Origin of the sequence: Mucilaginibacter glaciei (assembly GCF_014773245.1) — a bacterium.
Taxonomy (GTDB): domain Bacteria; phylum Bacteroidota; class Bacteroidia; order Sphingobacteriales; family Sphingobacteriaceae; genus Mucilaginibacter; species Mucilaginibacter glaciei.
This window is the reverse complement of the sequence record NZ_JACWMX010000001.1, coordinates 872,671-897,750: the sequence shown is the minus strand read 5'-3', so window position 1 is coordinate 897,750 and position 25,080 is coordinate 872,671. Positions and strand designations below refer to the sequence as shown.

The 25,080-nt window shown below is 42.3% G+C and carries 16 protein-coding genes; 15 read left to right on the top strand and 1 reads right to left on the bottom strand.

The features are described from left to right. Nucleotides 1-168: 168 nt before the first annotated feature. From IDJ76_RS04105 to IDJ76_RS04070, 8 genes are all read left to right on the top strand, one after another. A complete protein-coding gene (locus IDJ76_RS04105; protein ID WP_191160979.1) occupies nt 169-2,574 on the top strand; it encodes an ABC transporter permease in 2,406 nt (801 codons plus the stop codon). Between the two features lie 97 nt (nt 2,575-2,671). Beyond that, nucleotides 2,672-3,694 carry a DUF4097 family beta strand repeat-containing protein gene (locus IDJ76_RS04100; protein ID WP_191160977.1) on the top strand — a complete coding sequence of 341 codons (1,023 nt, stop codon included), beginning with the start codon at nt 2,672-2,674 and terminating at the stop codon, nt 3,692-3,694. A 69-nt stretch (nt 3,695-3,763) separates the two neighbouring features. After that, a complete protein-coding gene (locus IDJ76_RS04095; protein ID WP_191160975.1) occupies nt 3,764-6,133 on the top strand; it encodes an ABC transporter permease in 2,370 nt (789 codons plus the stop codon). 61 nt (nt 6,134-6,194) lie between these two features. Then, nucleotides 6,195-8,657, top strand: a complete 2,463-nt coding sequence (locus tag IDJ76_RS04090) for an ABC transporter permease (protein WP_191160973.1) — start codon at nt 6,195-6,197, stop codon at nt 8,655-8,657. Nucleotides 8,658-8,733: 76 nt separating this feature from the next. Further along, entirely contained in the window at nt 8,734-11,100 is a 2,367-nt protein-coding gene (locus IDJ76_RS04085; protein ID WP_191160971.1) for an ABC transporter permease, read from the top strand. 104 nt (nt 11,101-11,204) lie between these two features. After that, entirely contained in the window at nt 11,205-11,822 is a 618-nt protein-coding gene (gene recR / locus IDJ76_RS04080) for a recombination mediator RecR (RefSeq protein WP_191160970.1), read from the top strand. Between the two features lie 2 nt (nt 11,823-11,824). Then, on the top strand, nt 11,825-12,667 hold the full coding sequence (locus tag IDJ76_RS04075; RefSeq protein WP_191160968.1) for a glycosyltransferase family 2 protein: 843 nt from the start codon (nt 11,825-11,827) through the stop codon (nt 12,665-12,667). Then, nucleotides 12,651-13,466 carry an SDR family oxidoreductase gene (locus IDJ76_RS04070; protein ID WP_191160966.1) on the top strand — a complete coding sequence of 272 codons (816 nt, stop codon included), beginning with the start codon at nt 12,651-12,653 and terminating at the stop codon, nt 13,464-13,466. Before IDJ76_RS04075 ends, IDJ76_RS04070 begins: the two co-directional genes overlap by 17 nt. 2 nt (nt 13,467-13,468) lie before the next feature. On the opposite strand, the gene IDJ76_RS04065 is transcribed toward IDJ76_RS04070, so the two are convergent. After that, nucleotides 13,469-14,410: an ion channel gene (locus IDJ76_RS04065; RefSeq protein ID WP_191160964.1), complete on the bottom strand. Its 942-nt coding sequence runs from the start codon at nt 14,408-14,410 to the stop codon at nt 13,469-13,471. Between the two features lie 277 nt (nt 14,411-14,687). Here IDJ76_RS04065 and trpD point away from each other — a divergent pair, with 277 nt between their 5' ends. From trpD to IDJ76_RS04030, 7 genes are all read left to right on the top strand, one after another. Beyond that, the gene (gene trpD / locus IDJ76_RS04060; RefSeq protein WP_191160962.1) at nt 14,688-15,677 is read left to right on the top strand and encodes an anthranilate phosphoribosyltransferase; all 990 of its coding nucleotides are present in this window, start codon (nt 14,688-14,690) and stop codon (nt 15,675-15,677) included. 1 nt (nt 15,678) lies between these two features. After that, on the top strand, nt 15,679-16,299 hold the full coding sequence (locus IDJ76_RS04055) for a phosphoribosylanthranilate isomerase (RefSeq protein WP_191160960.1): 621 nt from the start codon (nt 15,679-15,681) through the stop codon (nt 16,297-16,299). A 4-nt stretch (nt 16,300-16,303) separates the two neighbouring features. Beyond that, the gene (gene trpB / locus IDJ76_RS04050) at nt 16,304-17,485 is read left to right on the top strand and encodes a tryptophan synthase subunit beta (protein ID WP_191160958.1); all 1,182 of its coding nucleotides are present in this window, start codon (nt 16,304-16,306) and stop codon (nt 17,483-17,485) included. Between the two features lie 271 nt (nt 17,486-17,756). Then, complete coding sequence (locus tag IDJ76_RS04045; protein WP_191160956.1) at nt 17,757-20,183, top strand: ABC transporter permease; 2,427 nt, start codon at nt 17,757-17,759, stop codon at nt 20,181-20,183. A gap of 57 nt (nt 20,184-20,240) precedes the next feature. Next, nucleotides 20,241-22,652: an FtsX-like permease family protein gene (locus IDJ76_RS04040; protein WP_191160954.1), complete on the top strand. Its 2,412-nt coding sequence runs from the start codon at nt 20,241-20,243 to the stop codon at nt 22,650-22,652. Between the two features lie 272 nt (nt 22,653-22,924). Beyond that, complete coding sequence (locus IDJ76_RS04035) at nt 22,925-23,602, top strand: ABC transporter ATP-binding protein (protein WP_191160952.1); 678 nt, start codon at nt 22,925-22,927, stop codon at nt 23,600-23,602. A gap of 13 nt (nt 23,603-23,615) precedes the next feature. Continuing rightward, nucleotides 23,616-24,956 carry a TolC family protein gene (locus IDJ76_RS04030; protein ID WP_191160950.1) on the top strand — a complete coding sequence of 447 codons (1,341 nt, stop codon included), beginning with the start codon at nt 23,616-23,618 and terminating at the stop codon, nt 24,954-24,956. Nucleotides 24,957-25,080: the final 124 nt, after the last annotated feature.

The following is a 25,080-nucleotide window of genomic DNA, read 5'->3' as shown; positions in this document are numbered from 1 at the left end:
ATCTCCGGTCAACTAATCTCTAATCACTGAAACCACTGTATCATATCCGAACACCAACTGTTACACTTGCGTACACGCGCATATCGTTGATTCAATTTAAAACGCTGTAAATCAGTATATTTATATCTTGGTATGTATTTTAGGCCTTAGTTAACAAATCAACTTATCATGCTGAAGAATTATTTTAAAATAGCCTGGCGCAACCTGCAAAAGCACAAAGCCTTCTCTTTTATAAACGTATTCGGCTTGGCTGTTGGGATAGCCGCTTTTTGGCTGATTACCCTGTACATTACCGACGAATGGAGCTTTGACCGTTACAATACCAATGCTGATAAAGTTTTCCGCGTGGTGCAACACGGTCGGTGGACAGGCGGCAAATTTGATATCGCCGTAACTTCGCCACCATTTGCACCTGCTATGAAAGCCGAATTTCCGCAGGTGGTTGATGCCGCCCGTGTAGATGCAGAGGGTGGCGGCCAGATAACGGTTGGCGATAAAAAAATCAGCGAGGGTAATATGCTGTTTGCCGATAACAGCATCTTTAACATATTCAGCTACCAATTCTTATACGGCGACGCGCAAAACGCTTTAGCTAAACCACAAAGTATTGTTTTAACAAAAGCCCTTGCCGAAAGCTTATTTGGCAGTGCAGAAGCCGCCTTCAATAAAACCATAGCTGTAGATAATACCCCAACAACAGTTACCGCTATTATTGATAACGTGCCTGTAAACTCGCACTTTACCTTTAAAGCGCTGCGCGCATTACCAGCCGATTATACCGGCGGCGAGGCTAACTGGGGCAATTTTAGCATTTATACTTATTTACGTTTAAAAGAGCATGACGATTACAAAAGGATAGAGGCCGCATCGGCCACATTTTTTAGCAATCATTTAAAGGCCGGTAAGGCAGGGCTGGGTGCCATGACCTTTAAACTGGAATTGCAGCCGCTTACCGATATCCACCTGAAATCTAACCTGAGTTATGAATTGGGCTCAAATGGTAACATCACCTACATCTACGTATTTAGTATTACCGCTTTGCTGATCCTGATTATCGCGGTGATCAATTATGTTAACCTCACTACCGCGCGTTCCTCTATCCGGATAAAGGAAATTGGCGTACGCAAGGTGATCGGATCCGACAGGTCACAGCTTATGATGATGTTCTTTGCCGAATCGGTGTTGCTTACTTTTATTGCTACCATTGCAGCCGGAGTTATTATCCAGTTTGCGTTACCCTACTTTAACCAGCTTTCTGGTAAAAGCTTGACCCTGTTGCAGTTTGGTTCGGTTAAAACGGTGTTGATATTCGCTGGTTTCTCCTTATTTACAGGTTTACTAAGCGGCATTTATCCGGCATTCTTCCTTTCAAAATTCAAGACGATTGCGGCCATGAAGGGGCAATTGGGCAACCAGTTCAGCACCATCTTATTCAGGAAATCGTTAGTGGTATTTCAGTTTGTAATTACCATTGTCATGATAGCCGGTTCGAGTGTGATCTACCAGCAGCTTCATTTTGTGATGAATAAGGATTTGGGGTTCAATAAAGCCCAAACACTAACTTTTCATATCAGCAAACCGGTACGCGGCAGGGTAGATGCGTTGAAACAACAATTGCTTCAAAACCCTAATATCGAAGCTGTGGGTATCGCCGGTAACCCAATCGGTAACAACAATATCGGTGGTGGCGACTTTAATTTAGGGCCCGATGGCCGGTCAACCGGTGAGTCAAAAGTGGTGCAGGACCTGATGATCGATGCCGATTTTATCCCGACGTTACAAATCAAAATGGCCGACGGACGTAATTTTTCTAAAGAAAACTTAAGCGATGTTAAAGATGCCATCATTGTAAACCAAACACTGGTTAACGAATTAGGCTGGAAAAAACCCGTAGGCAGGCTAGTACGTACAGGCGTGGGCAAAGATGGTAAAGTCATCTCGCAAACGATAGTAGGTGTGGTTAAAGATTTTAACACCTATTCGCTTCAGCATAAAATATCGCCGATAGTATTGAGTATGCCTGCCGAAACTAATGATAAAGACAACGTATACGTCCGGATTGCTAAGGGCAATACCCCGGCATCATTAGCTTACATCAGCAAAGTTTACGAAGGGTTCGATAACGAGAATAAAGCCGAGTTCCACTTTTTGGATCAAAATTTTGCGGCCCAATACCAAACCGAGCAACGGCAGGGGACAATTCTATTGATCTTTACCATCCTGGCGATCATTATTGCTTGTTTAGGCCTGTTTGGACTGGTAACCTTTACCGCAGAGCAGCGGGTAAAGGAGATAGGGATCCGCAAGGTTTTAGGTGCAAGCGTGGCCAGTATTGTAAGCCTTTTATCAACCGATTTGATGAAACTGGTAGTTATCGCCACAATTATTGCCTGCCCTATTGCATGGTATGCCATGAATGTTTGGCTGCAAGATTTTCAGTATAAAATAAATATCAGTTTCTGGGTATTCCTGTTAGCGGGGGCAGGGGCGGCTTTAATAGCATTGGTAACAGTTGGCGTGCAATCTGTAAAAGCAGCTTTAACAAACCCGGTAAAGAGCTTGAAGAGCGAGTGAGCCCCATCCAAAAACTCCTCTTCCGGGGGGGGGATTTAGAGGGGGCCGTGCAACTATTACAACAAAATAAACATCATATTATAAACTTAAAATTATCATGAAAAAGCATTTATTATTATTCCTGTTGGCATCTGCTACTTATGCTGCATCAGCGCAGGATAATCGCACGCCATATTTAACCAGGTCGTTAGCGGCTGACGGTATCAAAAACGTATTTGTAAACACCAGCGGCGGCAGCATCAGCGTTGCGGGTGGGCAGGAGCCCCGGTTAGAAGTTTATATAGTGGGCAACAATAACCAGGACCTGACCAAAGATGAGATCAAGAAACGCCTGAACGAAGACTACACCCTGGATATTTCCGTACACGATGGTGAGCTGCACGCAACAGCCAAGCAAAAACATAACATCAGCAACTGGAAGCGCAGCCTGAGTATCGGCTTTAAGGTTTATGTACCTAAGCAGGTAGCAACTAATCTAAATACAAGCGGTGGTAGCATCAGCCTTGATAATTTAACCGGTACGCAGCAGTTTGAAACCAGCGGCGGCAGCTTAAATGTAAACGCGCTAACTGGTGTTATCCGCGGCGAAACCAGTGGCGGCAGCATCAAGGTATCCAATTCTAAACAGGATATCAACCTAACTACAAGCGGTGGCAGCATAACCGCAAGCAATTGCTCGGGTAAAATCAAATTAGAAACTTCGGGCGGATCGTTAAAGCTTGATAATCTTAAAGGTTACATTAATGCCACTACCAGCGGCGGCAGCATCACTGGCAGCCAGATAGACGGCGAACTGATCACCGGCACGAGTGGCGGCAGTGTTAACCTGGCAGCTATATCGGGCAGTTTAGATGCATCAACCAGCGGTGGGAGCGTACATGCAGATATGGTACGTGTTGGCAAATACGTTAAGTTAGAATCAAGCTCGGGCCATGTTGATTTAAACGTGCCTGCCGGTGCGTCCATGGATCTTGATCTGCGTGCCGACCGCGTAACTTACAACCTTACCGGCACCTTCAGCGGCGAAAAAAGCAAGGATAAAGTAGTTGGTAAGGTAAACGGCGGCGGCTCAATTGTTGAGGTTCGCGGTAATGGCAGTATTTCAATTTCTACAAGATAATCGTACAATGCCCGGTAGTTTATTTGCCGGGCTTTTTGATGAATTCCAGTTTGGTTTTAAAAAAATATTATGTTTAAAAACTACCTCAAAATTGCCTGGCGCAATATTAGCAAACACAAGGGTTTCTCGTTTATTAACGCGGGTGGGCTGGCATTGGGTATGGCCAGTTGCCTGCTTTTGCTATTGTATATTACATATCATTTAAATTACGATAAGCATTTTGATAATATCGATAACACCTACATAATTGAGAATAACCAACCCGGCGATGGGAGTATTTTTACGGTAGCCGCAACGCCGCGTTTGCTGGCATCAGCCATTAAAAATGAGGTGCCCGATGTGGTAAGCTCCATCCGCGTGATTAGCTACACTGCCGAGGGGTTATTGAGTTACAAAAACAATAGCTTCAAAAAATCCGGGCTGTTTGCCGAAGATGGCTTTTTTGATATCTTCTCTTATAAATTCATTAAAGGCAGTGCTGTAAACGCCATAAAATTGCCTAATTCCATCGTTATTACAGAAAGCCTGGCCAAGACACTTTTTGGCGACGAAGACCCGATCAATAAGATCGTTAAACGTAATAACCAGTTACCTTTAAAAGTAACCGGTGTAATTAAAGATTTGCCGGCAAATGCCAGCTTTCAGTTTGAATTTGTGTTACCCTGGGTCATGTTTGAGGATAGTAATCCCTGGGCAAAAAACGCCGACTGGGGCAGTAACTTTGCCCGTACAATTGTACAGCTCAAGGATAGTGCATCACCAGACAAGGCAAATAAGATCATCAAAAATATAATTGGCCGCCACGCAGATGGTAATAAAAATGAGGTATTTCTTTTCCCTTTTGCTAAACTGCATTTGTATTCAAAATTCGAGAATGGTAAATCGGTAGGGGGAATGATCGATCAGATCCACCTGTTTATCACCCTGGCTATTTGTATTTTGCTCATCGCCTGTGTTAATTTTATGAACTTAAGTACCGCCAGGTCAGAGAAGCGCGCAAAAGAAGTAGGCATCCGCAAAGCAATTGGTTCTAACAAGCTTTCGCTGATTAGCCAGTTCATTACAGAGTCGGTGATCTTGTCGCTGCTATCTACCATCATCGCAGTTGTGATCGTTATCCTTTCCTTACCGTTCTTTAATGATCTGTTAGGACTTAAGCTGGCCATCCCCTATGCCCAATGGTATGCCTGGATTATCATCCTGGCTATCGGTATAGCTACGGGAATATTGGCGGGCAGTTACCCGGCGTTTTACTTATCATCGTTTGAACCTATCAAAGTGCTTAAGGGTGTATTTAAAGGTGGCTCATCTGCATTGCCTTTACGCAAAGTATTGGTGGTGTTACAGTTTTCATGCGCGGTGTTTTTGATTACCGCAACCATCTGTATTTACAGGCAGATCAAATTCGTACAGGAAAAATCGACAGGGTTCGACAAAAATAACCTGGTAGAGATCCCTTTAGAAGGCGACCTGCAAAAACAACAACAGGTGTTTGTTAACGAGTTGAAACAATCGGGCAATATTACCGACGCTACTACTTTATCACAAAGCATCAATGAATCGGGCAGTAATACCTGGGCGGTAAGCTGGCCCGGTAAAGACGCTAACCAGCAGATCCTATTTGACATCTTGCGCGGCGGTGAAAACTTTACCAAAACAGAGGGGATGAAATTAGTAGATGGCCGCGAGCTATCGGCCGCTAACCCGGCAGATACCGCTGGTAAAACGGTGATGATCAACCAAACAGCTGCTAACATCATGAAATTGAAAAGCCCTGTAGGTAGTATTATTAAATGGGGCGATGCCTCGATGACCGTTGTGGGTGTTTACCAGGATTTTGTTTGGGGATCGCCCTATGAAAAGATCAGACCCATGATAACGCAGTTTGCCGGTGGCAATGCCACGGTAGTTGCCTTGCGCCTTAACCAAAGCAAAAGCATCACCGCCAATGTTGATGCCATTACTAAGGTGCTCAAAACGATTAATCCGTCTTTCCCGCCCACTATTAACTTTGTGGATAGCGATTTTGAAAAGAAATTCCAAAATGAAAAACTGCTGGCTACGCTGGCTAACCTTTTTGGCGGGCTGGCCATTGTGATATCCTGCTTGGGCTTGTTCGGTTTGGCAGCTTATGCGGCCGAGCAGCGCGTTAAAGAGATCGGTGTCCGCAAGGTACTCGGCGCTACCGTTTTCAATCTGACAGGATTACTCTCTAAAGATTTTATGAAATTGGTTGCTTTTTCTATTGTGATAGGTATCGGCGCATCTGTTTATGCCATGAACCAATGGTTGCAAAAATATGAGTACCGTATCGCCCTAAGTTGGTGGATGTTTGCCGCAGCGGGACTTATAACCGTGGTGATCGCATTGGCAACGGTAAGTTATCAGGCTATCAAAGCAGCTTTAGCCAACCCGGTTAAGAGTTTAAGGAGCGAGTAAAAGCAATTAATGAATTAGTGATTTAAATGGATCATTTGGTTTAGTAACAGAATTTTATATTATGATAAAAAACTATTTTAAAATTGCTTTCAGGGGCTTTCGTAAACATAAGCTGTTTACATTTATCAACATTGTTGGGCTATCTATAGGCATTACGGCAGCACTGGTCATTTACCTGATTGTGCAATTTGACTTTACTTTTGATAATTTCCATAAAGACAGTGACCGCGTTTACCGGGTGGTTACCGACTATTCGTTCTCTGGCGAGAAAGGTTATAACAACGGTGTAACCATGGCCCTGCCCGGTGCAGCAAAAACCGAAGCAACAGGGCTGGATATAGTTGCCCCATATTACCTGATGGGTTCGGTAAGGGCAAATGTCCCTAACGGCAGTAAAACCCCGGCAAAGATCAAAGATGTGCAGCTTATCTTTGCTGATCAAAACTTTTTTAAAATATTTGATTTTAAATGGTTGGCAGGCTCTGCTGCTACTTCACTAAAAGACCCCGGCCAGGTGGTATTAACTACCAAACAGGCAAAGATCTATTTCCCTAAGCTAGATTACAGTGAAATGATAGGCAGGGGGATCATCTACGATGATTCCATTAAAGCTACCGTAAGCGGTATAATCGTACCGTTTTCTAAAAATTCCGATTTTGCTTTTCACGATATCGTTTCTTACATAAGCGGCACTACGCAAAGCTATCTGAAACCTAATTTTAACTGGAGTAACTGGACAAATACCAGTTCGTCGTCACAATTATTTGTAAAGTTATCGTCCGGTACAACTCCCGGCGCAGTAGAAAGGCAATTTAATGCGATGCTCAGAAAACATCATCCGCGTACGGCTGCCGAAAAAAACAGTACACAGGATTTTAAACTGCAGCCGCTCGCTGCAATCCATTTTGACCAAATTTACGGCGGTATGGACGGCATGCGTACTGCAAGCAAAACCACACTTTACGGTTTGTTGGGCATAGCAGCTTTTTTACTTATTTTAGGTTGCATCAACTTTATTAATTTGACTACGGCACAGGCCTCACAACGGGCAAAAGAAATTGGTATCCGCAAAACAATGGGCGGTAGCCGAGCAGAACTCATCATGCAATTTTTGAGCGAAACGTTTTTAATAACGCTGCTGGCTGTTATTATCGCTGTAGCATTATGCCCGCTGGTGCTGAAACTATTCTCAGACTTTATCCCCCCGGGCGTTACCGAAACCTATCATTTCCAACCGGCTTTATTGATATTCCTGCTACTGTTAATAGTTGTTGTAAGTTTGTTATCAGGCTTTTATCCGGCAATTGTTTTATCATCCTATCAGCCGGTGCAGGTGCTAAAAGGCCAATCGGCAAATAGTACAGGTAAAACGCGTGGCGCATGGCTCCGCAAATCTTTAACGGTAACACAATTTGTAATAGCCCAGTTCTTTATTATGGCTACGCTGCTGGTAAGTAAACAGATCTATTACGCCACGCATAAGAACCTCGGCTTTAAGCAAGATGCAATTGTTTTTGTGAGCACACCCTGGAAAGCTAAACCTGAAGCAAAAAAGGTATTTTTAGAAAAGATAAAGGCTATACCGCAAATAGCATTGATAAGCGTAGGTAGTTCGCCGCCATCTTCTAACAATACGATGTCCACATCGGTAATTTATAGCAATGGCAAACAGGAGATCAGCACGGATATACAGCAAAAATATGCCGATGCCAATTATCTGAAGCTATACCAGATAAAGCTTTTAGCAGGCCGTAATATTACCGAAGCCGATACGGCAAGCGGCTTTTTAGTAAATGAAACCTATGCTAAAATAATAGGGTTTAAAAAAGCCGGTGACGCCGTTGGCACGGTAGTGAAATATAATGGCAACGATAAAAACATGCGGATAATAGGCGTGGTGGCCGATTTTCATCAGAAATCTTTACATGCGCCTATCAAACCGCTTCTCATAACCCATTACACTACCTATAATAACGGAACGTTTCATTTGGCACTTACCCCGCAAACTCAGGGTGGCAACGAATGGAAAACAGCAATAAACGGAATAGAAAAAGCATGGAAACAGGTTTATCCTGATGACGATTTTGAGTATAAATTTTTTGATGAAAGTATAGCTAAATTTTACACAGCTGAGCAAAATACAGGTAAACTATTAAACTGGGCAACAGGCCTTTCCATTTTTATAAGTTGCCTGGGGCTATTAGGCCTGGCTATATATACGACAACGCAACGCACTAAAGAGATTGGCGTGCGTAAGGTTTTAGGTGCGTCTGTAACGCAGATCGTAACCTTGTTATCAACGGAGCTGATCTGGTTGATTTTACTGGCGTTTGTATTGGTTACGCCGATAGCGTGGTTTGCCATGCATAAATGGATGGAAGGTTTTGCCGACCGTACCAATATTAGCTGGTGGATCTTCGCTCTGAGTGGTGCCGCGATGCTTGGTGCGGCATTGTTAACCTTAAGTTTCCAGACAGTAAAAGCCGCGGTAGCAAATCCGGTAAAAAGCTTACGGAGCGAATAAAAGTTAACAGATGTTAAATTTTATAATTTAACATTAACAATGCTGATATTGTATTACTTAACGATATCAGCATTGTATGTTAAAAAACTACTTTAAAATCGCCTGGCGCAACATTGTTCGTCATAAAACAACTTCGCTGATAAACATCGGTGGGCTGGCCGTTGGTATGGCCGTTAGCTTTATGCTGTTGCTTTATGTTTACAACGAATATAGCTTTGATAAATTCCACGCCAATAACGGGCGCATTTACCAGGTTTTTAAAAACCAACCCTTTAACGGCGAGATCAGGACGAAAGCTTTTACGCCGCAAAAACTCGCGGCAGTATTAAAAAAGGATTTTCCGGAAGTGGAGGAGGTAGCGCGAATAAACGAGGCCAAGGATTATTTAATCAAATACGGCAACAAAGCGCTTAAGTTGAATACCGTTGCGGTCGATCCATCCTTACTAAATGTATTCAGTTTCGATTTTGTGTACGGCGATAAAGAAAGTGCGTTAACCGATCCATCGTCGGTTGTCATGTCGCAATCAGGTGCCACAGCATTATTCGGCAATATTGACCCGGTTGGCAAAGTGGTGCAATTTGGCAACCAGTTCCCGCTAAAAGTAAGCGCGGTTATCAAGGATAATCCGCAGAACTCGAGTTTCACTTTCAAGGCCATCATTCCCTGGGATGCCTTTATAGCGCAGCAACCGTGGCTTAAGGACGAGAACTGGGATAATTACTCGTATTTCACCTATGTGTTATTCAAGCCCGGCGCCGTTTTAGCATCTGTTAATTCAAAAATTGCGGGTTTGATTGGTCAGCACTATACGCCCGACAAAAACATCCGGCTTTTTATGTATCCCTTTAACCGCCTGCATTTATATGGCGAGTTCAAAAACGGCGTAAGCATAGGCGGGAACATCGAATACGTGCGGCTTTTTCTATTCCTGGCTATTGGCATTTTACTGGTCGCCTGTATCAATTTCATGAACCTGTCTACCTCGCGATCGCAAAAGCGGGCCCGCGAGGTGGGTGTACGTAAAGCGATGGGGGCACAGCGGATATCCCTAATTAAGCAGTTTATGGGCGAGTCTTTATTAATGGCGCTGCTGGCATTGGTACTGGCCATTATACTTACTGTGGTTCTGTTGCCTTTATTTATAAATATCATTCAAATACAATTGAGCATTCCTTACAGCAGCTGGCAAATGTGGTGTAGCGCGCTGGCGATCACCATTTTTACAGGAATCATATCAGGCAGCTATCCGGCGTTATTTCTTTCCTCATTTAATCCTGTAAAAGTGTTAAAAGGGCAGTTTACGGGAAATGGCAGCTCCGTGCGGCCACGGCAGGTATTGGTAGTGGTGCAATTTACCTTCGCTATTTGTTTGATCATCAGTAGCATTTTTATTTACAAACAAATTAAATACATAGCCGGGAGACCGGTAGGCTACAATCGCGACGGACTAATTGAAATGCCGCTGGAAGGAGCAATGTTTGATATTTTTGAGAATTTTAGGCACGATGCAATTGCTGTAGGTGCAATCACGGATGCCGCGGTGATATCAGAACCAATCGGTAATTTGACGGGGGCCTCCTGGAACAATACATGGCCCGGCCAGTTACCGGGAGAAAGTAATATTCCCATTGACTGCTTTGCGGCAACCTATCACTTTGTAGACACATACCAATTAAAACTTTTAGAAGGGCGTGATTTTGCCAAGGGGAGGCCATCGGACTCAACAGGGGTGATCCTGAACCGGGCTGCAGTTAGTTTAATGCGTCTAAAAGACCCTGTTGGGCAAACTATTAAATGGATGGGAGCCAACAGAACCATCATTGGAGTGGTAGACAATTTCGTTTGGGGATCGCCCTATGCGCCAGTAAAACCTACCATCATCGGTTTTGTGAAAGACTGGATAGGGAATATTGGGTTAAGGCTAAACCCCAACCAGCAAATATCTAAAAGCTTAACAGACCTGCAAGCGATTTATAAAAAGTATAACCCGGCCTACCCATTTGAATACACGTTTACAGATGAAAGTTTTAGCAAGAAATTTAAGAGCGAACAGATCTTAGCCACCATGGCGGTGATCTTTACCTGTTTGGCTACAATGATCTCGTGCCTCGGGTTATTCGGTTTGGCATCATTCTCGGCCGAGCAACGCCGGAAGGAAATTAGTATCCGCAAGGTACTGGGTGCGGGTACTGTTAGTTTATGGTTTAAATTATCACAGGAATTTGTCAGGTTAGTTATCGTAGCTTTTATTATCGGTGCTGCCGTAAGTTGGTACAGCGTTAATGGCTGGTTGAATAAGTATGCATATCACACATCCATTAATTTATCTGTGTTTATTTTAACATTGATTTTAAGTGTGGCTATTTGTTTGCTGGCAGTGAGTTGGCAAGCCATCAAATCGGCATTGGCTAACCCTGTGAAGAGTTTGAGGAGCGAGTAAGAATTAATCTGAAAAAATCTATTTATACATCTGCTTTTATTTAGAAAATTGGTGAGATTTAGAGATTTTTAGAGGTAATTTACGCTATTTACGTACCTTTATGTATGAATTTTTCTTCAAAACTGCTGGAAGATGCAGTTGCCGAATTTGCCAAATTACCAGGGGTAGGACAGAAGACAGCGTTGCGTTTGGTTCTCCATATGCTTAACCGCGATAAGGAAGAAGTTCAGAAATTTAGCTCGACGATTAGTAAACTTCGTAACGAGATCCAGTTTTGCCAAACCTGCCATAATATTGCAGATCAGGCAGTTTGTGAGATTTGCTCATCCCATAAACGCGATCATGGCCTGATATGCGTGGTAGAAGATACCCGCGATGTAATGGCCATTGAAAACACTAATCAGTATAACGGCGTGTATCATGTTTTGGGTGGGTTGATATCACCTATGGATGGCATAGGTCCCGCTGATTTGCAGGTAGATACACTTGTTGAAAGGTTAAAGGATGTGCAGGTAAAAGAAATAATTTTTGCTTTAAGCGCAACCATGGAGGGTGATACAACAATCTTCTACTTGCACAAGCGTTTAAAACAATTTAATATAAATATCTCTACAATAGCCCGTGGCATAGCTTTTGGTGGTGAATTGGAGTATGTAGACGAGATTACGTTAGGCCGATCTATTGTAACGCGTGTACCATATGAAAATTCATTATCCGGCTAAGTATGAAATTGTCTGTCGTTATAGTTAATCATAACATGTACTCGTTCCTTAAACAAGGTATTCCCGCTTTAATTAGGGCTTGCAGGTATATTGATTATGAGTTGATTGTAGTTGACGATAATTCAAATGACGGTTCTGTCGCTATGATCAAATCCACATTTCCGGAAGTAACGCTTATGGAAAACGAAAGTCATTTTGGAGTTGCCAAATCGCGCAATGTAGGCATCCGGCAGAGCAAAGGGGAGTATGTTTTACTGGTCAATGCGGATACTATTAGCGGCAAAAAAACTTTAGAGAACGTTGTCGATTTTATGGAACATCATGCAGATGCTGGTGCTCTGGGGGTCAGAATGTTAACCTCACGTGGAAAGTTCCTTACCGAATCGCGGACCGGTGTTAACAAGTCATGGAATATCGTATTTAAAGTAACCGGCCTTGCAAAGTATTTTCCAAAATCCCGGCTTTATAAATCAGATTCAGATACATGGATAGAGGAAGAGGAATTTGATGTCACAGAAGTAGACATGGTGAATGGCGCATTTATGCTGCTGCGAAAATCTGCATTGAATGATGTAGGTGCTATAGATGAACGTTTTAACAACTACGGCCACGATATCGACCTTTCTTTTAGGCTGCGTTTAGCGGGTTATAAAAATTATTACTTCCCCAAAACCTACATCCTTAATTTTCAAGAAAATCGGGTTAAACAATTTAGTCTGGCTCACTTTAAGCAATTTTATGGCGCGATGTTTATATTCGCAGCGAAGTATCTGTTCCACATGCCTAAATTAAAACTACCGGGCATCCCGCGGATCTTTGCCCCGAAGTATGAAATTGAAAGATAAGGTTATTATAATAACAGGTGCATCATCAGGTATTGGTAAAGCAATGGCTTATGAATTTGCTGCCCGCGGTGCTAATTTAGTTTTAGGTGCGAGGCAGTATGTAACGTTATGTGAAATTGCTCAAGATATTGAAAAACAGCACCATGTCAAAGCTTTAGCCGTTCAATGCGATGTATCTGTCGAGCAGGATTGCAGGGCTTTAATCAAACAAACACACCTTACATTTGGCAGAATCGACGTGTTGATCAATAACGCGGGGATCAGCATGCGTGCACTTTTCAAAGATGTTGATCTGCAAGTTTTAAAATCATTGATGGATGTAAACTTTTGGGGCACAGTATATTGTACCAAATACGCCCTGCCCGAGATCGTAAAAACAAAAGGTAGCATTGTAGGTGTTTCGTCCATAGCCGGTTATAAAGGTTTACCCGGCCGTACTGGCTATTCCGCATCCAAATATGCTATGAACGGCTTTTTGGATGCCTTACGATTAGAGAATTTTAATACCGGAGTGCACATTATGGTGGCTTGCCCGGGTTTTACGTCGTCAAACATCCGTAATACGGCGTTAAATAAGCATGGTAACCAACAGGGTGAAAGCACTTTAGAAGAAGATAAAATGATGACGTCTGAAGAAGTGGCCAAAACTATAGCCGATGGTTTAGAAAACCGGGAGCGTACCCTGATCATGACCTTCCAAGGCAAATTAACAGTGTTTCTCAATAAATTCCTGCCCGCTTTTTTAGATAAGCAGGTCTATAAAGTATTTGCTAAAGAGAAGCAACCGTTACTCAAATAGTATTAAAGGTGGTTATAGTCGCTTATTTTACTCATATCCAGCATTATCCGGCCACTTTCTTCCCTTTCAAACATTTGCACAAATTTCGCATCCCACACCATATCACAATATTGGTAAGAGGTGCGCGAATGTACGGTTTGCGAAAAGGTATCGTCAAACGCTTTTAACAATACCGAGAACGATGCCTGCGTTCTGTCCAGTTCATCTGGTGTAGCATCAGCCAACGGGCTATTTCCATCTAATGGATGTACTATCGTCCAGTTCAGGGTTAAAATGCTTACTTCCCGGCGTTCCAGTTCTAAGGGAAAAAACCTTCGGATCGGTTTACCATCCACCGTTTCATTGTAGGAGAAAATTACCTCCACATTCAGATCTATCAGCACATTTCGCCTCAAATTCGAAATCCTGAACATTAATCCTTTACCATCCTCTTTATAAGGGCTTATGAGTATATTGTTGCTGTAAACGATCTTTGCCGTCGGCCTCGAAAAACGGCCATATAACAAACCTGTAGCCAACGCAAAGGCAAGCAAGCCCAGCATCGACTCGATAGCGGCAATACTATTGGCGACAATACCATGCGGACTGATGTGCCCGTATCCAACTGTGGATATAGTTTGTGCCGAAAAAAAGAAGGCATCTAAAAAATAACTAATGCCGTTATTGCCGCTGGCGCCGTCCAGGCTATCTGCACCAATGGTTACATAAATAGTAGCGAATATCAGGTTGACAATTAAATATCCACTTAAAATAATGAGCCAGAATTTACCCCAGCCCATTTTTATGAGTGTATGATAATTATCGGCTGTATTAAAAAGCGAAAGGCCCTTCCGCCGAACGTTTACCGAACCATCTTTATTAATTAGTGGCTGGCTCTTCATAACCGGTTGCGGGCCAAAGCCCAGGTCATTTTCGGGATTTATCTGTTGTTCTCGTATAGCCATAAATTAATTAGTGGTTGGGTGAATTAATGAATTATTGGGTCAAAAGCAAAATCATTAATTTGCTAAATCACTCACTCAAAATTGCACATTGTAAAAATATCATTATGCTTGCTTTTAGTGAAAAGTATTTCCATATTTGCCCTAACAAAATGAAATTGAAAACTTTGAACAACAATTGGTGGTGGCTTAACGAAAATTCGTAAGGCAGCCTCATTTTTTGTTTTTTATAAATATGCAGAAGGGTTGCCACATGGTAACCCTTTTTTTATGGCCAATTATGAAACAGATACTTAACCATCTTTTTGAACATAAAACCTTTACCCGCGAGCAATCGAAAGAGATTTTGAAAAACATTGCTATCGGTAAATACAATAACTCGCAAATGGCAGCTTTTATGACGGCCTATTGCATGCGTAGTATCACGGTGAATGAATTGGAAGGCTTTCGCGATGCGATGCTGGAACTTTGCCTTCCTATCGACTTGCAGAGCGGCGAAACTATCGATCTTTGTGGTACCGGTGGCGATGGTAAAGACACTTTTAATATATCAACCCTGGCATCATTTGTAGTTGCAGGGGCAGGTTATAAAGTTGCTAAACATGGCAATTATGGTGTATCGTCCGGGTGCGGTTCATCCAACGTAATGGAATATCTGGGTTATGTATTCACCAATAATGCTGATGCACTTAAAAGAAGTATGGACAGTGCCAACATCTGTTTTTTGCATGCACCGCTATTTCACCCGGCTATGAAAACGGTGGCACCTATCAGGCGCGAATTAGGCGTAAAAACCTTTTTTAACATGTTGGGACCGCTGGTAAACCCGGCCAAACCGCAAAACCAACTGGTTGGCGTATTTAACCTGGAATTGGCGCGTGTTTATGCTTACTTGTATCAGAAATCGGGTATCAAGTACACTATATTGAACGCGTTGGATGGTTACGATGAGATATCACTTACCTGTGATTTTAAAACATTCTCGGCCGATGGCGAAAAGGTTAATAGTATCGAGGCATTGGGCTTCACTAAACTGAATGAGAATGAAATTACAGGTGGGCATACGGTGAGCGACTCAGCAGACATATTTATGAAAGTGCTGAATGATGAAGCTACCACCGCTCAAAGCAGCGTGGTTTTGAGTAATGCCGCAATGGCTATTAAAACTATCAACCCGGCTAAAAGCTTTGCCGATTGTTATTACGAAGCCGAGGAATCTTTAATAAACAAGATGGCTTTAAAAAGCTTTAAAACATTGATTGCCAACTGATATGAAGATCAAAGTTTGCGGATTACGGGACATTAATAATATTAAAGCTGTTGAACTGTTACAGCCCGATTTTATGGGCTTTATTCTGTATGATAAATCGCCCAGATTTATTGGCGAGCCGGACGAATTTTACCTGGATGAGATCTCGTCAAACATTGTCAAAACCGGGGTGTTTGTTAACGAACATGAAGATGCTATCAGTAAATACATCTATAAATATAAATTGGATGCTATTCAGCTGCATGGCAACGAAAGCCCGAAATTTTGCGATCTGTTTAAGCACGAGGTGCAAGTGATCAAGGCCTTTGGCGTCGATGAAGATTTCGACTTCAGTCAGTTGTCACCATACGGCGAGAATGTAGATTATTTTCTGTTCGATACAAAAACGACTGCGCATGGTGGTTCGGGAAAAAAGTTTAACTGGCAAATACTCGAAAAGTATAATTACGATACCCCCTTCTTTTTATCGGGCGGGCTGAGTTTGGATAATATTGAAGAAGTGAAAAAAATTGATCATCCCATGTTTTACGGGGTCGATCTGAATAGCCGGTTTGAGATATCTCCGGGTTTAAAAAATATAATGAAGTTAGAACAGGCTTTTAAAGCCATCAAAAATAATTAAAGTGATGAAATACGGAGTTAACGAGCAGGGATATTACGGTGATTTTGGTGGTGCATATATACCCGAAATGCTTTACCCCAATGTGGAAGAATTAAGGCAACAGTATAACAAAATCATCAATGATGATAGCTTTAAAGCAGAGTATAACAAGTTGCTGCGCGATTATGTAGGCCGCCCTTCGCCGTTGTATCACGCCAAAAGATATTCTGAAAAATACGGGGCTAACATCTTTTTTAAACGTGAAGATCTAAACCATACCGGCTCTCACAAGATCAATAACGCAATAGGCCAGATCTTACTTGCGCAGCGTTTAGGTAAAAAACGAATTATTGCAGAGACAGGTGCCGGCCAGCATGGCGTGGCAACCGCCACAGTTTGCGCGCTAAAAGGAATAGAATGTGTAGTTTACATGGGCGAAATTGATATGGAACGCCAGGCACCAAACGTTGCCCGTATGAAAATGCTGGGCGCAACAGTAGTACCGGCAACATCTGGCAGTAAAACGCTTAAGGATGCTACCAACGAGGCCATGCGCGACTGGATAGCTAACCCTGTTGATACACACTACATCATTGGATCTGTTGTAGGGCCGTACCCTTATCCGGATATGGTTGCCAAATTCCAATCCATCATATCGCAGGAAACTAAAAAACAGCTTTTAGAACAAACGGGTAATGAATTACCGCAATATGTGATGGCCTGTGTGGGAGGCGGCAGTAACGCGATGGGTATGTTTTATCATTTTTTGGATGATGAGGGTGTTAAGCTTATCGCTGTTGAGGCAGCCGGTAAAGGTGTAAATACCGGCCACTCTGCTGCAACTACCTTTCTGGGTCGCGAAGGTGTTTTACATGGTAGCCGTACCATATTAATGCAAACAGACGACGGGCAGGTTGTAGAGCCTTATTCTATCTCTGCGGGGCTTGATTATCCCGGCATAGGCCCGCAGCACGCGCATTTGTTTAAAGTTAACAGGGCTAAGTATGTAAGCATTACCGACGATGAATCATTACAGGCAGGTTTGCTGTGCTCACAAATGGAAGGGATAATCCCCGCGATAGAGACAGCCCACGCGTTAGCTTATCTGGAGAAAATGACCTTTGAAAAAAATGATAATGTGGTGATCTGCATATCTGGAAGGGGAGATAAGGACTTGAGCACTTACATTAAGCACTTCGGGTTTTAACATCCGCCGTTGTCATTTCGACCGATTTGAGAAATCTTCTGAAACCTGCATAGCAGCCATGTAGGTTAGTCTAAGGCTTTTAGAAGATTTCTCCTCACTATCGCTTGTTCTAAATGACAATTTGCGTGAATTACAACTGTATCATAATCGAACACATACTGTTACACTTACGTACATAGTAACACACTTCAGCTCAATGTAATTATTTAATTTTCAGGTTGTTAAAATAATGGTATGGGATTTACTTGTCTATAAGCCTAATGCCATAATCATGTTTAAAAACTACTTTAAAATTGCCTGGAGAAACATTGTCCGTCATAAAGGATATTCGATTATCAATATTTCTGGTCTTAGTGTAGGCATCGCCGCTTGCTTGCTCATTTTTGTTGTTCTTCAATTCGAAATCAGCTTTAATACTAATTTTCCCGGTTATAAAAACATTTATCACTTTGTAACGTCGCAGATGCAGGATGATGGGATGGCTTACAACCCGGGTACTTCTCCGCCGGCGATCGATGCGCTGCGAAATGATTTTCCCCAGGTAAAGTTCGCAGCTTTAAATTCCAATTATGGCAGCCAATTAACAGTGGGCGGTGCAAATTCAACGAACTCGGCAAACGATAGAAAATTCACCGAAAAAGTAGGCGTGTTTTTTATGGAACCGCAGTTCTTCGATATTTTCAAAACTGAATGGCTAAGCGGTAATAATGCTGTGCTATCCCAACCTAACATGGTGGTGATAGATAAAAGCACTGCTATCAAATACTTTGGCGATTGGAAAGAGGTAGTCGGCAAAACGCTTAAAATGGATAACGTTTTAACGTTGAAAGTTGCAGGAGTTATTGCTGATGCACCAAGTAACAGCGATTTTCCTTTAAAAGTCTTAGTATCCTACATCACCTGGAAACAGCACCCGAAAGATTACGGTTATGCCAATTCCTGGGATAATATCAGCAGCAATAATCAGATTTTTGTGCAATTACCGGCGAACTTATCTGTAGAAAATCTAACCAAAAAATTTGTCCCTTTCACCAAAAAATATTTGGAAGCAAAAGGCGGTAAAACAACACGTGTACATATATTACAGCCTCTTAATGAATTACATTTTGATACGCGGGTAGGGAACACCCTTGGCGACCATTTGACCAGCAAAAGCACATTGCGCACTTTATCATTCATCGCTATACTGATCATTGTGATGGCATCTATCAACTTCATCAACCTTTCTACCGCGCAATCGGTTGGTCGGTCAAAAGAAGTAGGCATCCGTAAGGTGCTGGGCAGCAGCCGTAAGCAATTGATCATTCAGGTAATTGGCGAAACCGCGTTGATTGTTATATTCTCTATTATATTAGCTATCGGGCTTGCCGAAATTGCCCTGCCTTTCCTTAAAAACATAGCAAATGTGCCGGAGGATATCGGTCTGTTCAATATGGGCAGTATTTTATTTTTACTGGTTACAATGGTTGTTGTGATATTGCTCTCGGGTATTTACCCTGCATTAGTAGTTTCGGGCTTTAAACCTGTATTGGCCATCAAAAACAAGATCACCGCTGCCTCCATAGGCGGCATACCGTTGCGCAGGGCATTGGTTGTAGCCCAATTTGCAATCGCTCAATTATTGATCATCGGTACATTGGTTGCCGTGAATCAAATGAATTTTGTGAATGAGGCCGACTTGGGCTTTAACAAAAATGCGGTATTGATACTGCCGGGCTATACAGATAGCATTAGTCTTTCAAAACTGGATGCCTTTAAACAGCAGCTGTTGCAAATGCCGGGCGTTAAAGGTGTCAGTTTTTCGTCTGATGCACCATCGTCCGATAACAACTGGGGGCAAAATTTCTATTACAACCATTCTGATAAGGAATTTACTTACCCTACCTTCCTTAAATACGGGGATGCCGACTATTTCAAAACCTTCGGGATGAAGTTCGCTGCCGGGCACGGTTACGAGCAAAGCGATACTGCCCGCGCGGCTGTGGTTAATGAAACCTTTATTCACAAGCTGGACATTCAAAAAGCTGAACAAGCAATTGGCAAAGACATTAAATTAGGCAGCGGGAAGTGGATCCCTATTGTTGGAGTGGTAAAGGATTTCAAAACAAATTCACTGCGCGATGCAATTAAACCAATTGTTATTACCGCCCGCAAAAAGGTTGAATCACAGGCGGCAGTAAAGATCGAAACAAAAAACTTGAAAGCTACTGTTAGCGATATACAGCAAACATGGGAAGCCACATATCCTGAATATGCTTATAACGGATATTTTTTGGACGAGAATATCGCAAAATTTTACCAGCAGGAAAACCAACTGGCACTGGTTTATAAAATTTTCGCAATCATCGCGATATTTATCTCTTGGTTAGGCCTTTATGGTTTAGTATCTTTTATGGCGGTACAACGCACCAAAGAGGTTGGCGTACGCAAAGTTTTAGGTGCATCGGTATTTAGCATCGTGTTCCTGTTCTCGAAAGAGTTTATGATTCTTATCCTGATCTCGTTCGTAATAGCCATGCCGGCAGCGTGGTATATGATGAATAAGTGGTTGCAAAATTTCGCCTATCGCATCCCGTTAACAGCAGGGGTATTCGTACTTGCAATCGTTACGTCATCCGGTATAGCCTGGATCACGGTTGGATACAAAGCGGTTAAAGCGGCCCTGGTTAACCCGGTTAAAAGCTTAAGGAGCGAGTAGGCGAAATAGAATCAAAAGAATCAGTTCAAATAAAATAAAGCCTATAAATCAGCCATCATGATTAAAAACTATTTAAAAACGGCCTGGCGCAACCTGGCGCAAAATAAAACAACATCAATTATCAGTGTTGCCGGTTTAGCCGTTGGAATTTGTTGTTTTTTATTATTAACAACTTACCTGATCAATGAATTGCGATATGATAGATTTCATGACAAAGCGGATCGTATCGTGCGCATCGCATTCAGCCACAAATCTGCGGATGATCCGGAAGCAAAAACTACGTCGGTAACGCCAACAGCACCCGTACCTGTTTTTAAGCAGGAATTATCTGAAATTGAAGACGGTGTACGTATTTACGATTACTCCGGCAACAGACCGGCCGCCATCCAGTATGGTGATAAACTTTTAAGTGAAAAGAAGATGCTATTGGCCGACGATTCTTTCTTTAAGATCTTTGGCTTTAAGTTTTTGGCGGGCGATAGGGCAACTGCGTTGGCAAGTCCGTTATCGGTTGTGATAACCCAATCTACTGCAAAAAGATACTTTGGTAATGAAAACCCATTGGGCAAAGTGCTTAAGGTAAATCAAACCCGTAGCCTGATGGTGAGCGGTGTTGTTGAAGATGTGCCGGAATACTCGCAAATAAAATTTAACATGGTTGGTAACTATGCCATGTTAGACCGTTCAAAAACCCGCGAATGGAGTTCGTCAAATGATTATTCTTATTTACTGTTAAAGCCTGGAGCCAGCGTGCCGTCAGCTCAGGCAAAAATGAACAGTTATTTGAACAAACTATTTAAAGATCAAACAGGCGGTGGTAAATCATGGTTTACGTTGGAGCCACTTACGAAAGTACATTTATACTCGACAGCGGGAGGTGGTTTAGAACCGGCCGGTAACATTAAATATATTTATATTTTAGGCATCGTTTCCGTTATTTTATTGTTGTTAGCTTGTGTTAACTTCCTGAACCTGGTTACGGCAAAATCTGCCGAACGCGCTAAAGAGATCGGCGTGCGCAAAGTAATGGGCGCGCAACGTGGCCAGTTATTCTTTCAGTTTATTACAGAAGCCGGAATAATAACGTTTGTTTCCTTGGTTACCGGTTTATTATTGGCCACAATTTGTTTCCCGGCATTCAGCAATTTTAGCGGGCAAGTGCTCAGCTTCAGTACATGGAACACCTCGTGGCTTATTTATGCGCTGGTTAGTCTATTTATCATTGTAACCTTGTTGGCGGGCACCTACCCGTCTTTGTATCTATCAGCCTTTAAACCCATTGTAACGTTAAAAGGCAATACAGGCGGGCAGGCGGGTGGCAACACTTTACGTAAATCGTTGGTGGTGTTTCAATTTGTTGTATCAGTCTTTTTTATCATCTGTACGCTGATAGCGGGCGGGCAGCTAAAATACATTCAAAACCTTAATACCGGCATGAGCCGCCAACAAGTGATGGTGTTGGAAATAGGGGGGATGCCTTACAGCAGTATGGAGCCATTTAAAAATGACTTGATGCAGCAACCCGGCGTACAGGGTGCCACGGCTACTTATGATTCGCCGGTGAATGTGCGCGGCGGTTATTCTATCAATAGTGCAGACGGGAAAGCATCAGATTTTGAATTGTCGGTAATTGCGATGCCGGTAGAGAAAAGCTTTATCAAAACGATGGGCATCCATTTGGTGCAAGGAAACGATCTTGACCTGGGCGATGAGCAACGGGTACTTACGCCGAAGTCCGAAGAACGCAATTACAGCTTTATATTGAATGAAACAGCCATCCGTGCAATGGGGTGGAAGCCAAAAGATGCCATTGGCAAACACATTGGATTAAATGGCCGCATGGGTACGATCAAGGCCATAGCAAAGGATTTTAACTTCACCTCGTTACATGATAAGATCTCGCCGATTGTGATGTTCCCTGAATACGATTGGTTTGGTAAACTATTGGTAAAGACCAATGGAAAAAATACGGCAAATACAATTGCCGCTGTACAAACCAAATGGCATAAGTATTATCCCAACACACCAATAGAATTTCATTTTTTAGATCAGGAATTTGAGGCGATGTATAAAACAGAACAGCGTACAGGCAGTATCCTTAAAGCGTTTACAGTGGTAACCATATTTATATCGTGCCTGGGGCTGTTTGGCTTAGCTGTATTCTCTACGCGGCAGCGGGTTAAGGAAATTGGCATCAGGAAAGTGTTAGGTGCTAACGTTATGAGCATCGTAACGCTCATCTCTGCCGATTTTTTGAAGTTGGTCGTGATAGCTGTTATCATTTCATCGCCGTTGGCGTGGTACGCCATGGGCAAGTGGTTACAGGATTTTGCCTACCGCATCGAAATAAATTGGTGGGTGTTTGCTGTAGCCGGCGGCACGGCCATTTTAATTGCATTCATAACGGTAAGTTACCAATCAATCAAAGCTGCTTTAAGTAACCCTGTAAAGAGTTTACGGAGCGAGTAAAAGTAAAAACCAAAAAAAGAACCAAGAAATAAGGAAACGGGTTAACCCCGCCTTGGCTCTTGGTTCTTTTTTCATTTAATCTCACTAACAGACAACTGTATCATTACCGAACGCCGCCTGTACAGAAGCGTACAGTGCGATGTATAAAAAATAACACAATCAACTATAAATCAACAAATTAAAAATTTGGTATGTTATTGATATATAAATACTAAAATCAAATAAGAAATTGCACCCAGTAAACAACTATTCATTAATCTTAACCAGTTAAAATGTTATCACTTCAGCATATTTCAAAATTCTACCAGGTTGGCGGCAATAAAAACTTTGTCATTAACGATATCAGCCTTGAAGTAGAAGAGGGCGAGTTTATTTCAATCATGGGCCCTTCCGGCTCAGGTAAATCAACGTTGTTAAACATCATCGGTATGTTAGATGAGCCTTCAACCGGTTTCCATTATTTTGTGGATCAGCCTGTGCATCAACTGAAAGAAAAACAGCGCGCTGCCTTATATAAACAATATATCGGATTTGTTTTCCAGGCCTACCATTTGATAGACGAATTAACCGTTTATGAAAACATAGAAACCCCGCTAATTTACCAGGATGTAAAAGGATCTGAACGTAAAGCGATGGTTGCCGATATGCTTGACCGTTTTAACATTGTTGGTAAAAAAGATCTTTTCCCCGCACAACTGTCAGGTGGGCAGCAGCAATTAGTAGGTATAGCGCGTGCGTTGATTGCCAAACCGAAGGTGCTTTTAGCCGACGAGCCTACCGGCAATTTAAACTCCAAACAAGGCGAAGAAATAATGGAATTATTCCGTAAGCTAAACAAAGAAGATGGCGTTACCATCATCCAGGTAACACACTCCGAAAAAAATGCTGAATACGGCTCACGCATTATTAACCTGTTGGATGGAAGGGTAGAATCTTCAAAAAAACTCTGAATTAAAATACAAAATGCGATACTTTAAATACTTGCTTTTCAGCCTTTCACTGTCGGCACCCGCACTGGCCATTGGCCAATCAACAGATACCTTACTAAACTTGCAACAATGCATCGATATTGCTGTAAAAAACAACCTCGACGTTAAGAAGAGTGAACTATTGCTGGAGACTGCTAAGGTAAATTCAAACCAAGCTAAGGAATATTTGCTGCCAACTGTAAATGGACAGGTAGATCATAGCGTAAGTAACGGCCGTGGGATAGACCCATCAACCAATACCTATCTTAATCAGTCTTTCCGGTCGGGAAATTATAATTTAAACAGCAACCTTACCTTATTTAGCGGCCTGCAAAACCTCAATAACATTAAACAAACTTCGTTAGCTTACCAGGCCGGTAAAATGGATTTTCAACAGGCTAAAGACCAGGTTACTATCAACGTGATCACAGCGTATTTAATGGTGCTTGATAATACAGAGCTACTTAACCAGGTAAAGAACCAGTTGGATGTTTCCAAACAGCAGGTAAAGCGTTTAGCGATACTGGAAAAGGAGGGGGCCAATAAAACACCACAAGACTACCCGGATATTAAAGGCATTTTTGCAGATAACCAGCTCACGGTTGTAAACACCGCCACTACTTTAAAAACATCCAAACTTAATTTGTTGCAGATCTTGAATATCCCCTATAAAGAGAGTATCAATCTACAGCCGATAAACGCAGAGAACCTGGCAAAACAAACGCCTAACTCGTCAGATCAGGTTTATGATATTGCATTGAACCAGTTGGCTTATATCAAAGCGGCTGCTTTAAGGCGCCAAAGTGCAGAAAAAGGAGTGAGTGTAGCCCGCGGAAGCCTTGCGCCAACGGTATCTTTATTTGGGGGGTTATCGACAAACATTTCTAGCTCTGCACAAATTGCCGGGCAAAGCCAAAGTTATTATGACCAGTTCAAAAATAATTATGGTACCCAATTTGGGGTGAGTTTGCGGGTGCCTATCCTAAATTATTTTCAAAATCGTAACAAGGTAGCACTGGCAAAAATTGATTTGCAAAACACCATCTATGTTGAACAAACAACCAAGGTGCAATTAAGGCAAAATGTAGAACAGGCCTATTTGAACATGACAACGGCTTATGAGCGCTATAATGTTTTGCAAGATCAGGTTAGTGCCTACACCGAATCATTCCGTACCGCCGAGATCAGATTTAATGCGGGTGTATTGAACTCTGTCGAGTTTGTTATCGCAAAAAATAACTTAGACAGATCGAAATTCAACCTGATCAACGCCCGGTACGACTGCTACATTTATAACAAAATTTTAGATTACTACCAGGGAAAACTGACGTTGTAATAATAATCTTTTTGCACAGTTAACGCTGTCAATATCTGGTCCGCTTTTGATAGCTAACCGGATATTGACATTTAAAAAAGATTGGGTGTAACACAATTTCCCTACCTTTGCGTTACACTAAAAA

Excerpts from the sequence above, each read along its gene's own strand:
- IDJ76_RS04045 (WP_191160956.1), top strand. The coding sequence starts at position 17,757 with ATGTTTAAAAACTACTTTAAAATTGCCTGGAGAAACATTGTCCGTCAT.
- recR (WP_191160970.1), top strand. The coding sequence starts at position 11,205 with ATGAATTTTTCTTCAAAACTGCTGGAAGATGCAGTTGCCGAATTTGCC.
- IDJ76_RS04055 (WP_191160960.1), top strand. The coding sequence starts at position 15,679 with ATGAAGATCAAAGTTTGCGGATTACGGGACATTAATAATATTAAAGCT.
- IDJ76_RS04105 (WP_191160979.1), top strand. The coding sequence starts at position 169 with ATGCTGAAGAATTATTTTAAAATAGCCTGGCGCAACCTGCAAAAGCAC.
- IDJ76_RS04095 (WP_191160975.1), top strand. The coding sequence starts at position 3,764 with ATGTTTAAAAACTACCTCAAAATTGCCTGGCGCAATATTAGCAAACAC.
- IDJ76_RS04070 (WP_191160966.1), top strand. The coding sequence starts at position 12,651 with ATGAAATTGAAAGATAAGGTTATTATAATAACAGGTGCATCATCAGGT.
- IDJ76_RS04065 (WP_191160964.1), bottom strand. The coding sequence starts at position 14,410 with ATGGCTATACGAGAACAACAGATAAATCCCGAAAATGACCTGGGCTTT.
- trpD (WP_191160962.1), top strand. The coding sequence starts at position 14,688 with ATGAAACAGATACTTAACCATCTTTTTGAACATAAAACCTTTACCCGC.
- IDJ76_RS04035 (WP_191160952.1), top strand. The coding sequence starts at position 22,925 with ATGTTATCACTTCAGCATATTTCAAAATTCTACCAGGTTGGCGGCAAT.
- IDJ76_RS04040 (WP_191160954.1), top strand. The coding sequence starts at position 20,241 with ATGATTAAAAACTATTTAAAAACGGCCTGGCGCAACCTGGCGCAAAAT.
- IDJ76_RS04100 (WP_191160977.1), top strand. The coding sequence starts at position 2,672 with ATGAAAAAGCATTTATTATTATTCCTGTTGGCATCTGCTACTTATGCT.
- IDJ76_RS04075 (WP_191160968.1), top strand. The coding sequence starts at position 11,825 with ATGAAATTGTCTGTCGTTATAGTTAATCATAACATGTACTCGTTCCTT.
- trpB (WP_191160958.1), top strand. The coding sequence starts at position 16,304 with ATGAAATACGGAGTTAACGAGCAGGGATATTACGGTGATTTTGGTGGT.
- IDJ76_RS04090 (WP_191160973.1), top strand. The coding sequence starts at position 6,195 with ATGATAAAAAACTATTTTAAAATTGCTTTCAGGGGCTTTCGTAAACAT.
- IDJ76_RS04030 (WP_191160950.1), top strand. The coding sequence starts at position 23,616 with ATGCGATACTTTAAATACTTGCTTTTCAGCCTTTCACTGTCGGCACCC.
- IDJ76_RS04085 (WP_191160971.1), top strand. The coding sequence starts at position 8,734 with ATGTTAAAAAACTACTTTAAAATCGCCTGGCGCAACATTGTTCGTCAT.